General features: G+C 68.4%; 14 protein-coding genes. 3 read left to right on the top strand and 11 right to left on the bottom strand.

The window, feature by feature from the left end; translation table 11 throughout:
• Positions 1–7: 7 nt before the first annotated feature.
• From hslU to ASE86_RS06690, 7 genes are all read right to left on the bottom strand, one after another.
• On the bottom strand, positions 8–1300 hold the full coding sequence (gene hslU, locus ASE86_RS06720; RefSeq protein ID WP_056423888.1) for an ATP-dependent protease ATPase subunit HslU: 1293 nt from the start codon (positions 1298–1300) through the stop codon (positions 8–10).
• 51 nt (positions 1301–1351) lie between these two features.
• Complete coding sequence (gene hslV, locus ASE86_RS06715; RefSeq protein WP_056423886.1) at positions 1352–1903, bottom strand: ATP-dependent protease subunit HslV; 552 nt, start codon at positions 1901–1903, stop codon at positions 1352–1354.
• Positions 1904–2013: 110 nt separating this feature from the next.
• The gene (locus ASE86_RS06710; RefSeq protein WP_056423883.1) at positions 2014–2433 is read right to left on the bottom strand and encodes a holin family protein; all 420 of its coding nucleotides are present in this window, start codon (positions 2431–2433) and stop codon (positions 2014–2016) included.
• A gap of 51 nt (positions 2434–2484) precedes the next feature.
• Positions 2485–3024, bottom strand: coding sequence for a glycoside hydrolase family 108 protein (locus ASE86_RS06705; RefSeq protein WP_056423881.1), 540 nt, complete (start codon positions 3022–3024; stop codon positions 2485–2487).
• 144 nt (positions 3025–3168) lie between these two features.
• Complete coding sequence (locus ASE86_RS06700; protein ID WP_056423879.1) at positions 3169–3582, bottom strand: hypothetical protein; 414 nt, start codon at positions 3580–3582, stop codon at positions 3169–3171.
• Between the two features lie 79 nt (positions 3583–3661).
• On the bottom strand, positions 3662–4123 hold the full coding sequence (locus tag ASE86_RS06695; RefSeq protein ID WP_056423877.1) for a hypothetical protein: 462 nt from the start codon (positions 4121–4123) through the stop codon (positions 3662–3664).
• Complete coding sequence (locus ASE86_RS06690; RefSeq protein WP_056423875.1) at positions 4120–4647, bottom strand: GNAT family N-acetyltransferase; 528 nt, start codon at positions 4645–4647, stop codon at positions 4120–4122. The genes ASE86_RS06695 and ASE86_RS06690 overlap by 4 nt, the downstream gene beginning before the upstream one ends.
• Before the next feature lie 111 nt (positions 4648–4758).
• Between ASE86_RS06690 and ASE86_RS06685 the strand changes: the two genes are divergently transcribed.
• Entirely contained in the window at positions 4759–6927 is a 2169-nt protein-coding gene (locus tag ASE86_RS06685) for a primosomal protein N' (protein WP_056426732.1), read from the top strand.
• 12 nt (positions 6928–6939) lie between these two features.
• Here ASE86_RS06685 and ASE86_RS06680 read toward each other — a convergent pair whose 3' ends face one another.
• Positions 6940–8511, bottom strand: coding sequence for a methyl-accepting chemotaxis protein (locus ASE86_RS06680; RefSeq protein WP_056423873.1), 1572 nt, complete (start codon positions 8509–8511; stop codon positions 6940–6942).
• On the bottom strand, positions 8508–8825 hold the full coding sequence (locus ASE86_RS06675; RefSeq protein WP_156347050.1) for a hypothetical protein: 318 nt from the start codon (positions 8823–8825) through the stop codon (positions 8508–8510). The genes ASE86_RS06680 and ASE86_RS06675 overlap by 4 nt, the downstream gene beginning before the upstream one ends.
• 120 nt (positions 8826–8945) lie before the next feature.
• On the opposite strand from ASE86_RS06675, the gene ASE86_RS06670 reads away from it, so the two are divergent.
• On the top strand, positions 8946–10442 hold the full coding sequence (locus ASE86_RS06670; RefSeq protein ID WP_056423868.1) for a S1C family serine protease: 1497 nt from the start codon (positions 8946–8948) through the stop codon (positions 10440–10442).
• A gap of 104 nt (positions 10443–10546) precedes the next feature.
• Positions 10547–11323 (top strand): transglutaminase-like domain-containing protein, encoded by a 777-nt coding sequence (locus ASE86_RS06665; protein WP_056423866.1) that lies wholly within the window; start codon positions 10547–10549, stop codon positions 11321–11323.
• A gap of 19 nt (positions 11324–11342) precedes the next feature.
• Here the strand turns inward: ASE86_RS06665 and ada are convergent, their stop codons facing one another.
• A complete protein-coding gene (ada, locus tag ASE86_RS06660; protein ID WP_056426729.1) occupies positions 11343–12362 on the bottom strand; it encodes a bifunctional DNA-binding transcriptional regulator/O6-methylguanine-DNA methyltransferase Ada in 1020 nt (339 codons plus the stop codon).
• A gap of 54 nt (positions 12363–12416) precedes the next feature.
• On the bottom strand, positions 12417–13283 hold the full coding sequence (locus tag ASE86_RS06655) for a DUF815 domain-containing protein (protein ID WP_056423864.1): 867 nt from the start codon (positions 13281–13283) through the stop codon (positions 12417–12419).
• Positions 13284–13296 lie beyond the last annotated feature (13 nt).

Raw genomic sequence — 13296 nt, 5'->3', positions numbered from 1 at the left:
TGCGGCTCTACAGCACGTAGCGGCTTAGATCCGTGTTCCGCGCGATACTCGCCAGCTGCGCGTCGACATAAGCCGCATCGATCGTCAGCGTCGATCCGCCACGGTCCTCGGCGTCGAAGCTCACTTCCTCAAGCAGCTTTTCCATCACTGTCTGCAAGCGCCGCGCGCCGATATTCTCGACCTCGCCGTTCACTTCCGCCGCAATCCTGGCCACCGCGCGGATACCATCGGCGGTGAAGTCGATCGTGACGCCTTCCGTCCCGATCAGCGCCTTGTACTGCTCGGGCAGCGACGACTTGGTGTCGCTGAGGATCGCGACGAAATCCTCCTCGGTCAGCCCCTTCAGCTCGACGCGGATCGGCAGGCGACCCTGAAGCTCGGGCAGCAGGTCGCTCGGTTTGGCGACGTGGAAGGCGCCACTGGCGATGAACAGGATGTGGTCGGTCTTCATCGGACCGTATTTGGTCGCGACGGTCGTCCCCTCGATCAACGGCAGCAGATCGCGCTGGACGCCCTCGCGGCTGACCGATCCGCCGCGGACATCGCTGACGGCGATCTTGTCGATCTCGTCCAGGAACACGATCCCGTTGGCTTCGGCATCCGCCAGCGCGACGCGGCTGACGTCGTCCTGATCCAGGCGCTTGTCAGCCTCTTCCTCGACCAGTTTCGCCCAGGCGGCGTGGACGTTCAGTTTGCGACGCTTCAACTGCGGCCCGCCGAAGCTCTTCATCATCTCGCCAAGGTTGATCATCTGCGGCGCACCGCCCGGAACCTCGAACGGGGTCAACGGCGTCGCTTCCAGCTCGATCTCGACTTCCGTGTTATCGAGATGGCCGTCATTCAGGCGCTGGCGAAAGGCCTCGCGCGTTGCCGCGCTCGAATCCTTGCCGGTCAGCGCATCGAGCAGTCGCGTCATCGCCGCGGCCTCTGCCTTGTCCTTTACCGACAGGCGGCGGCGTTCCTTTTCCAGCCGGATCGCTTCCTCAACCAGGTCGCGGGCGATCTGTTCGACGTCGCGGCCGACGTAGCCGACCTCGGTGAACTTGGTCGCCTCGACCTTTACGAACGGCGCGTCGGCGAGTTTGGCCAGACGCCGGCTAATCTCGGTCTTGCCGCAGCCGGTCGGCCCGATCATCAGGATGTTCTTCGGGCTGACTTCGTCACGCAGGTCGGGCGCAAGCTGCTGGCGGCGCCAGCGGTTGCGCATCGCGACGGCGACTGCCCGCTTGGCGTCGGCTTGGCCGATGATGTGCTCGTCGAGTGCGCGGACGATGGTCTTGGGGGTGAGGGCGTCGTTCATTGTCACTTCTTCAAAGGCCTGTTCCAACCGTCGGCGGAAACGGGCTGCAAATCAGGAGGTGCTGTCCAGCACTTCGATCGTCGTGCGATCGTTGGTGTAGACACACAGGTCGGCGGCGATCTTCATCGCCTTCTTCGCCAGCGTCTCGGCATCCGCCTCGTAATCCGCCAGTGCGCGGGCGGCGGCGAGTGCGAAATTGCCGCCGGAGCCGATCGCGGCGATGCCGGCCTCCGGCTCCAGCACGTCGCCGTTGCCGGTCACGACCAGCGTCACATCCTTGTCGGCGACGATCAGCATCGCTTCAAGGTTGCGGAGGAACTTGTCGGTCCGCCAATCCTTGGCGAGTTCCACCGCGGCGCGCAGCAGCTGGCCCTGGTGGCGTTCCAGCTTCGCCTCCAGCCGCTCGAACAGCGTGAAGGCGTCAGCGGTCGCGCCGGCGAAGCCGGCAATGACCTTGCCGTCACCCAGCGGGCGGACCTTGCGGGCGTTGGGTTTCATGACCGTCTGGCCCTGGCTGACCTGGCCATCGCCGATGACGACGACCTTGCCCCCCCTGCGCACGGATAGGATCGTGGTGCCGTGCCACACCGGTGTCTTGCTCATGCGGCGGCATTTGGGGGCGGTTCGAGCAAGGGACAAGAGCCCCCCGCCTAGCCGTCAGACGGAGCCGGCTGCGCCGACCCCGCTGCCCGCCGTGGCGACTCCGCGATTCGCTACCGCAAATCGCTGGGCGCCCGCGCCTTCCCCCATTCCCTGGCAACCGTATATCCCAGATACCCCGTCCCGAAGAGAGCGTAGAGCGGCTCCGGCAGGCCGTTCAGATACGCATTCATGCCCTTCGCGATCGCCGCCGCCATGTCCGGCCGCACCGCCGAGATCAGGCCCATCGGGATCGCCCACAGCAGCAGCGCGTACATGACGTACAGGAAGCTGGGTCGGGCCCGGCTGGTCCACGGATCGGCCGATTGCGCATCGGCGACGATCGCCGCCATCTGCGCCTTCGTCCGTTCCATGTCCTGCGTGCCCTGCAATCGCAGCAATTCCAGCTTGGCCGCGTCCCGCGCCTTGGGGTCGGGGATAATGTTGTCGAGCAACTTTGCGACCGGGCCGATGATACCTTCGACGATGCCCATGTAACGTCCTTTCGATACTGCTAAGTTTAGAAAGTTGAGAGCTGCTACATTCTAACCGATCCGGTTCGCCAGCCAGCCGTAGAGAAAGGCTTCGTTGGCCGGGCGCCGCTCGGCGAGGTGGAGGTAGCGTTCGCCCTGCAGCGCATCGATCGCCTTCAGCAGCACACCTTCCCCCGATGCGCCGCGCACGCGCAGGAACGTGTCGAGCGCCGCGAGCGTCCCCGGCCCGATCCGGCCGTCGGTGGCGATGTCGGGGAAGTCGCGAGCGCCGCGATTCAGCGCGTTAAGCGCACGTTGCAGGAAACCGGCGGCGACAGCGGGTCCCATGTTGACCCCGGTGTCGAACAGTTCGCCGCCCAGCATCGGCGCCAGGTCGGCGATCCGGTCGAACCCGGGGTGTTGCCAATACAGGCGGCGGTAGATCGCGACGGCCGAGGGGCGCGGGAAACGGCGCATGTCGCCAGCGTAGCCGTGCCTGGCGGCGACCGCCTGGGTCACGCCCCAGCGCGTCGGCCCGCCGAGGTCGGCGGGGTGATCGCTATATCCGCCCTCGCGATCGATCACCGCGTCGATCAACTGGTCGATGTCCATATGGCCCTCCTGTGTTCAGAGGGCGGATCATCTAACCGCAAAACTCCAACTTTGACAGCCTTGATAAACCAGTGTGGTTACAAGAAAAGGGCCGCGGCGATCATGTCGCAGCGGCCCCGATCCGATAGTGAGACCGTGTCTCGGTTAGCGGCAGCGCACGTTGCGGCGATCGATCGCCTCGCCGCCTGCGGCACCCGCCGCGCCACCGATAAGAGCGCCCAGCAGGCCGCTGCCGCCTGGCGAAATCGCCGCACCCAGCGCGCCGCCGACCAGGCCACCGACGACCAGACCGGTCGTACCGTCACCGCGACGGCAGTAGTAACGGCCATCGTTACCGACGTAGACGCGATCATTCGAATTCAGACGACGCTCGCGATAGCGTGCGTTGTCGACGTAATAGCGGTCGGCGTAATAGCCGTTGTACGACGGATCGGGCCGGTCGTAGTCGTAGCTGGCATAGCCGCGATAGCGCGGGTCGACGCCGTAGTCGCTGCCATATTGCGAGCAGCCGCCAAGCGCGGCGCCGGCCGCGACGATTCCGAGAACAAGGGTACGCATCGGGGAACTCTCCTCCTGTTTCCCCCACGCCCGGTCATGCAATGATCGACCGGGCGTAAAGTTGCGCCCCGACGCCGCTTTACCTGACCAGCATCATCCGTGCGGTCAGCGCGGCCATGCCGCCGACGACCACGCGATACTGGCCCGGTGTCAGGTCGTAGCGCACGATCTTGCGGATGCCCGAGCAGTCGGGACCATGGCCATGCCGCGCGGATGGGAGCGCGGTCATCGTGCCAAGGCGATAGAGGTCGATCCAGCCCTTCTGGTCCAGAGCGATGCCATAGGTGCCGGCGGTCGTGATGCGGACCGTCTGGATCGCCATGCGCCCCGGCTGCTTCGGCAGCGGAACGCCGGCCAGGCGGAGGGTTGCGGGATCCATCGTTGGCACCGACACCGCCTTGCCCGATGCGAGATCGGCGCCGGTCGATCGCCAGCCGCCGAGATCGGCTGGCAGCGCCGGCGGAGCGGCGGGGCAGACGGGAGCGGGAGCCGCGGCGGGCGCGGCGACGGCCTGGGCGAGCAGGAGAGCGGTAAACATCATGCCGCCGGCATATCCGTTTCGGACGCGGGTACATAGAGCAACACATCGCGGTCGGCGCCGGGCAGTCGCAGCGTCCGGTCGGGGACCATGCCGACCCGCCCCAGAATCGCGCGTGACGGCGCGTTCTCCTGGTTCACGATCGCCACCACCGGCGCGATGCCCCGTGCCGCGGCCCAGTCGAGGACGGCGCGAACCGCCTCCGTCGCATAGCCGGCGCCGCGGGCGGCAGGCAGAAAGGCATAGCCGACATCGACGTGATCCAGCCCGTCGCGCCGCACGAGCCCCGCCATGCCGAGCTTCTCCCCATCCGCCGTGCGCTCGACCAGCCACATGCCGAAGCCATGTTGGGCATAACCGGCCCGATACTTCTCCTGGACCGCGCGTTCGGCGTCGGCCAGCGTCTCGACCCCGCGACTGCCGATCATCGCGACGAAATCGGGATCGGTCAGCAGCGCGTGGATGAACGCGGCATCGCTGGCGACGATCTCGCGAAGGGTGAGGCGGGCGGTTTCGGTGATGGTCATGACTATCCCCCAGGCCGATCCATGTTCCCGACCGAGCGGGACCACGGGGAATTGCGCCTAGGATACAACGAAGCCCTTCCCCGAGTCGCCCGGAATCCCGATATGGGTGCCATGTCCTCCCGCGCCCGCGTAATCGTGATGAATTCGGCTCTCGGTCCGCTCGACTACCGCGTACCGCAGGGGATGCATGTCGAGCCGGGATCGATCGTCGTCGCGCCGCTGGGTCCGCGCCAGCTGCTGGGCGTTGCCTGGGATGCCGATCGGCTGAAGTCTGAACATGTCGGCGACAACCGCCTGCGCAACCTGCTGGGCGTGGCCGATGTGCCCCCCCTGCCCACCCCGCTCCGGCGGTTGGTCGAATGGACCGCGGACTATTATTTGGCCCCCCTTGCCGCGGTGCTGAGGATGACGATGCCGTCGTCCTCCGCGCTCGAAGGGACCAAGCTGATCGTCGAATATCGCGCGACGGGGCACGTCCCCGACCGCCTGACCCCGCAGCGCGCCCAGGCGCTGGAGCGGATCGGCGACCGGCAGGGGCTGGTGCGCGAACTGGCGACGATCGCCGATGTCAGCGACGGCGTGATCCGCGGGCTCGTCAAGGCCGGCGCTATCGAGGGCGTCGAGGTCGATCTCGATTCCCCCTTCCCCGAACCCGACCCTGATTTCGGCGCGCCGGTGCTCTCGACCGACCAGGCCTATGCCGCGGGCATCCTGCAGGGGTCGGTCGCGGCGGGCGAGTTCGAGCCGTTCCTGCTCGACGGCGTCACCGGATCTGGCAAGACCGAAGTCTATCTGGAAGCCGTGGCGGAGGCGATCCGGCGGGGACAGCAATCGTTGGTCCTGCTCCCCGAAATCGCGCTGACCGAGCCGTTCCTCAAGCGGTTCCACGCGCGCTTCGGGGTCGAGCCGGTCGCGTGGCATTCGGGCCTCAGGGCATCGCAGCGACGCCGTGCCTGGCGGGGCATCGCGACGGGCCAGGCGAAGGTGACGATCGGCGCGCGATCGGCGCTGTTCCTGCCCTATGCCAACCTGGGCGTAATCGTGGTCGACGAGGCACACGAGACGAGCTTCAAGCAGGAAGACGGCGTTCATTACCATGCGCGCGACGTCGCGGTGATGCGCGGGCGGTTCGAAGGCTGCCCAGTGGTGCTGGCGAGCGCGACCCCCGCGATCGAGACGCGCGCGCAGGTCGAGGCGGGGCGCTACCGCGAACTGAAGCTGCCGGGCCGCTACGGTGCCGCGCAGATGCCGAAGATCGAACCGATCGACCTGCTGGCCGAACCGCCGCCCAAGGGCAGGTGGATCGCCCCGCGGCTGGTGAGCGCGATCGATGCGACGCTGGCGCGCGGCGAACAGGCGTTGTTGTTCCTCAACCGCCGCGGCTATGCCCCGCTGACGCTATGCCGGACGTGCGGGCACCGTTTCCAATGCCCCAATTGCACCGCATGGATGGTCGAGCACCGGCTGATCCATCGCCTGTCGTGCCATCACTGCGGCCACGCCTATCCGACACCCAAGGCATGTCCGGAGTGCAAGGACGAGGATTCGCTGGTCGCCTGCGGCCCCGGTGTCGAACGGATCGCGGACGAAGTAACGGCGCTCTATCCGGAAGCGAAGGTCGCGGTCGTGACCAGCGACACCATCTGGTCACCCGCCAAGGCCGCGGAATTCGTCGGACGGATGGAGGCCGGCGACATCGACATCGTCGTTGGTACGCAGCTGGTGACGAAGGGGTATCACTTCCCCAACCTGACGCTGGTCGGGGTGATCGATGCCGACCTGGGGCTGGAGGGCGGTGACCTGCGTGCGGCCGAGCGCACCTTCCAGCAGATCATGCAGGTCGCTGGGCGCGCGGGTCGTGGAGCCAAGCCGGGCAAGGTGCTGATCCAGACTCATGCCCCAAGCGCCCGCGTGATCGCGGCGCTGGTCAGCGGCGACGCCGAAAGCTTCTATGCCGCGGAGACCGAGAACCGCCGCGATGCCGAAGCGCCCCCGTTCGGCCGTTTCGCCGCGATCGTCGTGTCGAGCGAGGACAAGGGCGAAGCGGAAGCGACCGCGCGCACCATCGGCCGCACCGCGCCGCAGGTGGAGGGCATGAACGTGTTCGGCCCCGCCCCTGCCCCGCTCGCCATGCTGCGCGGCCGCCACCGATACCGGCTGCTGGTCCACGCAACCCGCAGCCTGGACGTACAGGACATCATCCGCGACTGGCTGGGCGCACTCGATTGGGGTGCAAAGGTACGGGTTGCAGTCGACGTAGACCCGTATAATTTCCTGTAAGTCGCCGGACGGTCAGGCGGCCAGTCCCTGGTCGTCGTCCAGAAAGCCGACGAACAGGTCGGTCGAGGTGCGGAGTTGGCGGGCGGTGGCGCTCAGTTCGGCGGCGCTGCTGCGCAGGCTGGCGCACAGCGTCGAAGCAACGCCCGTCGCTTCGGCAACAGCGCCGATCCTGAGTTCGATGTCGTTGGCGGACCGCATCGCGCGGTCGGCGGAGACGTGGACATCGTTTGCGGTCGCGCGGTGATCCTCGACCGCGGTCGCGATGCCGCCGGCGGCGCAGGCGACCTGGCCGATCGCGTCGTTGACCCCGCGCAGGGTCGCGGCGGAATCCGCGACGCCGACGCGAATGCCGGCGAGCAATCCGCTGATCGTGTCGCTGATTCGTGCGGTGTCGGTGGCCAGCGTCTTCACTTCGCCCGCCACGACGGTGAAGCCGCGGCCCGCCTCGCCCGCCCGGGCCGCCTCGATCGTCGCGTTGAGTGCCAGCAGATTGGTCTTGCCGGCGATCTCGCGGATGGCGTCGACCAGGCTTTCGATCTGGTCGGCCTGATGCTCCAGATGCGCGATCGTCCGCACGCTCGATTCGGCCTCGCCGCTCGCGGCGGTCGTCAGGCTTGACTGGTCGGCGGCGGCCAGCGCGATCGTGCGGATCGATTGCGACAGATCTTGGATGGCGCCGGTGACCAGCGTGATCTCGTCGGCCGCGCGCGCGGCACCCGCGGTCACTTCGCAGACCGCCGCATCGGTATGGCGCGTGCTATCGCCCAGCCGCATCGCCGACGCCTCCAGCTGCTCGGTCGCGACGCCGATCGCCTTGACCACCGATGTGACCGAATGATCGAATTCGTTGGCGAGCGTCACCAGTTCGCCACGGCGCTCGCCGGCCGCACGGGCAGACGCCGCGGCGCGCGCAGTACGTTCGCTCGCTGCGACCGCCTCGGCCTCATGTGCCTTGCCGAGCGCCTGTTCGGCCCGTTCGCGTTCGTCGCGTGCCGTCGTCGTCAATCGTCGCGCGCGAGCAATGGCGCGGTCCTGCGCGCCGAGCAGTCGCTCGAGACGGACCGTGACCATCGCCAGGACGCCAAACTGCAGCAGGACCGCTACGGCGTGAAACATGACCCGGCCGAGATCGCCGGCACCGGCGAACACCCAACCCGGCGCCAGAAAGGCGAGGACGAGGTGGTGGAGCGCGGTCAGGACGGTCGCCACCGCGATCGGCCGCCAGTCGCCGAGCACGACCAGCGCCGCCATCGCGACGAAGAAGAACATGTGCGCGTCCATCTGCCAGGCGTGGCCCTGCAGCTGGAACACAGCGACCGCCGGCAGGACGGCGGCCAGCGCCCCCATCACCAGGCGGGCCTCGGCATCATGACGATGGCGAAGTGCCATCACGGTCGGCAGGACGTTGATGACGATCCCGATCGCCAGCAATAGCGGCAGCGGCGTCGCAGTGTCGGAGGCGATATCATGGATGATCAGCGCGAGCAGCGCGATCCAGCCGGTCAGCGCCCAGGCGCGAATGCCCTTGGCGCGGACCCGGTCCAGCGTCGCAGGCACCGCTGCCAGCGTGTCCCTTTCGTTCATGACGGCACCCCGTCCGCTCCACCGGCGTTGCACAGCGCACCCGGCGCCGCCAGCAGCAGGATACCGCGGTGGAGAGCCGCCCGACCGAGCGCCGTGCGGTCGCCCATGACGATCATCGATCCCGGAAACGGCCCGGCTGCCAGCACCCCCGCCCGGCCGGTCAGCGCGACGTTGATCGCATCGGCGGCGTGGCCGGTCAGCGGAATCATCAGCATCGCGCCGCGCTGCGGCGGCCACAGGGCGATGGCGACGATGACCAGCGCAACCGCAATCAGCTGGCCCATGGCGGCGCCGGGGAAGGTGGATCGGGACATATCGATCCCGATAGCAAAGCGGCCGTTAACGATGACTTTCACAATTTACGTAAAATCTGAAATCCCGTCGCCACAGCGGAAGCCATTCCCTAGGCGTAGGGCTTGCGCTAGGCACCGCCCATGCGGCTGATCCTCGCCTTTCTCGCGCTTTTCACCTTTTCCACCCCGGCACTCGCCGACGATATCTCGGCGGCCGGGCGCGGTGTCGTACGGATCGTGACGATCGCCGTGGCAGACGACGAAGTCGTCGGGTTCGGCCATGGCTCGGGGCTTGCCGTGTCGCCGACGCGGATCCTGACCAACGCGCACGTCGTCGAACTCGCCGCGCGCTATCCGGGCAATGTCGTCATCGGCGTGGTGCCGTCCCAAGGCGACAAGTCGGTGCAGGGCAAGCTGGTCGCGATCGATCCCGAACGCGACCTGGCGCTGATCGAAGTGGCGGGCCTCCGCCTGTCGCCGCTCGCCTTCTACTCCGGCCCGGCCAACGAGGGGGAGACGCTGTATGCGCTCGGCTATCCGGGCAATGTCGACCTGGCGACGGCGCGGTCGTCGGCGGACTTCATCACGCCGACGTCGCCGGTGCGCAGCCAGGGCGTGTTTTCCGGCCGCCGTAGCCTGATGGGGACCGAGATGCTGCTGCACACCGCCAGTATCGCGCGCGGCAATTCGGGCGGACCGCTGCTCGATCGCTGCGGTCGGGTGCTGGGCGTGAACTCCGCGCTGACCCGCGGCGACGAGGGCGATGCGAGCTTCGCCTTCGCGATTGCCTATGCGGAGGTCGCCGCTTTCCTGCGCGGGGCCAAGCAGCCCTTCGCCAGCGTCGCCACGCCGTGCCAGACGATGGAGGAGCGCCTGGCCGCGGACCGTGCCGCGGACGAGACCGCCCGCTCCGCCAGCGACGCCCAAGCACGCGAAGCGACGGAAAGAGCGCGGGAGGCGCGCGCCGACGCGCTGGTGCAGGCACGCGCGGCAAATGCCGTCCGTCGCGAGAATTTCATGGCGGGCGCCGCGGTCGCGCTGGTCTTCGGCGCGCTGGCAATCGGCGCGGCCGGATTGCTCGCCTCGCGCAGCGACCCGCGCTGGCGCTATGCAGCGGCCGGCGGCGGCGTACTGATGATCGCGGCGATCGCACTGTTCGGGCTGCGGCCCGACTTCGATGCGGATGCCGTGTCGGCGTCGGGGCGCAGCGACGCGCGGACGAGCGATGCGATCGGCCCGCTCACCTGTGCCTTCGTCCCCGAGCGCAGCCGGGTCACCGTCTCCACGCCGGAGCCGACGACGCTCGCCTGGGGCGGCGACGGGTGCATGAACGGGCGGACGCAATATGCCGAGGACGGCCGCGGCGGCTGGAGCCGCGTGCTGGTCCCCGACGGCGAGGCGACGGTGTCGATCCTCGATTATCGGCCGAGCACGCGCATCTACACCCAGACGCGCTATTTTCTGGACGACGCGCGGATGACCGAGGCGCGGCGCTTGCGGCAGGGCGTGGAGATAAAGGCCTGCACCAGCGATGCGGCGGCCCGCGCCAACCTGTCGGGCCAGCAATCCGCGATCCGCGCCGCGCTGCCCGCGGTGCCCAATGAAAAACTGGTCTATTCCTGCAAACCGGCGGAGTGACCGGCACCACCTGACCGGTTCCGCACGACCGCCATCGACGCCGCCTTTCCCTTTTGCGGTCAGGCGCTTGCACCCCTTTTCGAGAGTTAGCCGTTGGGCGCCCCATGACGATCCATATCCACGCCGCCTTCACCTACGACTTCGCCGAGCCGAGCGACGTGCTGCTTCAGATCGAAGCGGCGGCGATCCCCGAACAGACCATCATTGCGGCGCATCTGGACGTATCGCACAGCGAGCATTTCGCGCGTGTGCCCGCGCAGGATGCGATCGGCGAGCGGATCTGGCTGCGCGTCGTCGGGCGGATGGCGGTCGAGTACCGCGCGACGGTGCGGGTCGAACGGATGCTGGCGGATATCTCCACCCTGCCCGCGGTCCCCTTCCACAAGCTGCCGGGCGAGACGGTCCAGTATCTGATGGCCTCACGTTACTGCCCGTCGGACCTGTTCGAGGATTTCGTGACGTCGGAATTCGACGAACTGACCGGCGGCACGAAGATCGCGGCGATCCGCGACTGGATCGAGGAGAAATTCACCTACAGCCCCGGCGCCAGCACATCGGCGACGACCGCGCTGGAAAGCTTCGTCCAGCGCCAGGGCGTCTGTCGCGACTATGCCCATGTCCTCATCACGCTGGCGCGCGCGGCCGGCATCCCGGCGCGGATCGCGAGCGTCTATGCACTTGGCGTCGATCCGCAGGATTTCCACGCGGTGGCGGAAGTGTTCCTGGGCGGAGCGTGGCATCTGGTCGACCCGACCGGCATGGCGGTGGCGGGCGAGATGGCCAAGATCGGCGTGGGCCGAGATGCCGCCGACGTTTCGTTCCTGACCAGCTATGGCGCCGCGGTGTTCTGCGAACAGCGCGTGCAGGTCTGGCCGGCCTAGGTCGCCCTGCGCCGGCGCGCTACGTCTCGCGCGCCAGCAACGCGCGCTTGCGCTCCGGGCCATAGGCATAGCCGCCGATGTCGCCGTCCGACCGCGTCACGCGGTGGCACGGGATGACCACCGCAACGCTGTTCGCGCCGCACGCCGTCCCGACCGCGCGGACCGCACTGGGTGAACCCGCAGCCGCCGCGATCTGGGCATAATTGCGCGTCTCGCCCTTCGGTATCGCGCGCAATGCCTGCCACACGGCTTCCTGGAACGCCGTGCCCCGGACATCGACGGGCAGGTCGGTGTGCCGTCCGGGGCTCTCGACCTCGGCCACGACCCGCACGGCTAACTTGTCGAGCGCCCCGCCGCCCCGGACGATCTGCGCGTTCGGAAAGCGCGCGCAGAGAAGTGCCTCGTCCTCATCGAAGGCGACGCGACACAGGCCCTTGTCGGTCGCGGCGATCAGGAGCGGGCCAAGGCTGGTCGCCGCCACCGTCCAGCGGATCGTCACGCCCGCCCCGCCGCGCTTCCACGCCGATGGGGTCATGCCCAGGCGATCGGCTGTGGTCGCGTAGAAGCGGCTGGGGGCGGTATAGCCCGCGTCGTAGATCGCCGCTGTGACGCTGTCGCCGCTCGACAGCGCAGTCGCCGCGCGATCGGCCCTGATGGCGCGGGCATAGGCGGCGGGGGTGACGCCGGTCGCGCGCTTGAACAGCCGGTGGAAATGGTGGGGCGCATAGCCGACCGCCGTAGCGAGTGCGTCAAGCGCGATGCCCGCGTCCGCCGCTTCGATCAGCGCGACGGCGCGGGTGACGGCTTCGGCATCGCGGCCGACCACGTCGGGTGTGCAACGCCGGCACGCGCGATATCCCGCGTCACGAGCGGCGGCGGGATCGGGGAAGAAACGGACGTTCTCGCGCAACGGGCGGCGGGCCGGGCAGGACGGCTTGCAATAAATGCCGGTTGTGGTGACCGCGACGATCACCCGGCCATCCATCCGGCGGTCGCGGGCTTCGAAGGCGGCCCAGGCAGTGGCGTCGTCTGTCGTCATGCCACCGATATAGCGCACCGTCGCGTTCCCCGCCTCCCGCGGCTTGCGATCAAATCAGCGCGGCAGGGTGCGCCCCGCGCGGCCGGCCAGCTCCACGACGTACTGCCACGCGACCCGTCCCGACCGACTGCCGCGCCGGGTCGCCCAGCCGATCGCATCCTGCGGGTCGAACGCCAAGCCGTACGCCCGGGCATAGCCGGCGACGATCGCGACATACGTATCCTGGTCGATCGCATGGAAGCCGAGGCTGAGGCCGAAGCGGTCGGCGAGTGCCAGTGCGTCGTCGACCACGTCGCGCGGGTTGATCGCCCGCGGCTCGTTCCACGAGCCGGCTCCGGCGCTATGGCCTGCCGCCGGCAGGCCATTGATCGCGCCTCCGCTCTGCTCCGCGATATCGCGCGCGACCAGGTGGCGGCGGTTGGATGTTACGAGCAACCGGACGGTCGACGGTCGCGCCTCCGCCCCGCCTTCCAGCAGCGAGCGCAGCGTGCGCGCCTCGTCGGGCGAGGAGAAGCCCAGGTCGTCGATGAATACCGCAAAGGCGCGCGGGCTGGTCGCCATCCGGGCGAACAACCGCGGCAGGCTGTCGAGCGTGTGGGTCGCGACCTCGACCAAGGCCACTCCCGTCGCCGCGGCGGCGGCGGCGGCCAGCGCAGACTTTCCGGTCCCCCGCGCGCCCCACAACAGCACGTCGTGCGCGGCATGGCCCGCAGCCAGACGCCCGAGGTTGCTGACCAACGCCGCCTTCTGCTGGTCGATCCCGGTCAGCGTATCGAGCGGCAGTGCGGCAAAGCTGCGCGCGGCGGTGAGCGCACGGCCGTCCCAAAGATAGGCCGGATGCGCGGTCAGGTCCGCATCGGGTACAGGCGGCGGGGCCAGCCGTTCGAGAGCGGCAGCAATGCGGTCGAGGGCTTCGGTCATCGCTGCGCCCCTA

The sequence above is a fragment of the Sphingomonas sp. Leaf33 genome (genome assembly GCF_001421785.1).
Taxonomy (GTDB): domain Bacteria; phylum Pseudomonadota; class Alphaproteobacteria; order Sphingomonadales; family Sphingomonadaceae; genus Sphingomonas.
This window is presented reverse-complemented; position numbering and strand designations above follow the sequence as displayed.

Bases quoted from the DNA above. Each gene is read 5' to 3' on its own strand.
- ada (WP_056426729.1), bottom strand. From the start codon at position 12,362: ATGACGACAGACGACGCCACTGCCTGGGCCGCCTTCGAAGCCCGCGAC.
- ASE86_RS06690 (WP_056423875.1), bottom strand. From the start codon at position 4,647: ATGACCATCACCGAAACCGCCCGCCTCACCCTTCGCGAGATCGTCGCC.
- ASE86_RS06685 (WP_056426732.1), top strand. From the start codon at position 4,759: ATGTCCTCCCGCGCCCGCGTAATCGTGATGAATTCGGCTCTCGGTCCG.
- ASE86_RS06670 (WP_056423868.1), top strand. From the start codon at position 8,946: ATGCGGCTGATCCTCGCCTTTCTCGCGCTTTTCACCTTTTCCACCCCG.
- ASE86_RS06675 (WP_156347050.1), bottom strand. From the start codon at position 8,825: ATGTCCCGATCCACCTTCCCCGGCGCCGCCATGGGCCAGCTGATTGCG.
- ASE86_RS06710 (WP_056423883.1), bottom strand. From the start codon at position 2,433: ATGGGCATCGTCGAAGGTATCATCGGCCCGGTCGCAAAGTTGCTCGAC.
- ASE86_RS06700 (WP_056423879.1), bottom strand. From the start codon at position 3,582: ATGCGTACCCTTGTTCTCGGAATCGTCGCGGCCGGCGCCGCGCTTGGC.
- ASE86_RS06705 (WP_056423881.1), bottom strand. From the start codon at position 3,024: ATGGACATCGACCAGTTGATCGACGCGGTGATCGATCGCGAGGGCGGA.
- ASE86_RS06695 (WP_056423877.1), bottom strand. From the start codon at position 4,123: ATGATGTTTACCGCTCTCCTGCTCGCCCAGGCCGTCGCCGCGCCCGCC.
- ASE86_RS06665 (WP_056423866.1), top strand. From the start codon at position 10,547: ATGACGATCCATATCCACGCCGCCTTCACCTACGACTTCGCCGAGCCG.
- hslV (WP_056423886.1), bottom strand. From the start codon at position 1,903: ATGAGCAAGACACCGGTGTGGCACGGCACCACGATCCTATCCGTGCGC.
- ASE86_RS06680 (WP_056423873.1), bottom strand. From the start codon at position 8,511: ATGAACGAAAGGGACACGCTGGCAGCGGTGCCTGCGACGCTGGACCGG.
- ASE86_RS06655 (WP_056423864.1), bottom strand. From the start codon at position 13,283: ATGACCGAAGCCCTCGACCGCATTGCTGCCGCTCTCGAACGGCTGGCC.
- hslU (WP_056423888.1), bottom strand. From the start codon at position 1,300: ATGAACGACGCCCTCACCCCCAAGACCATCGTCCGCGCACTCGACGAG.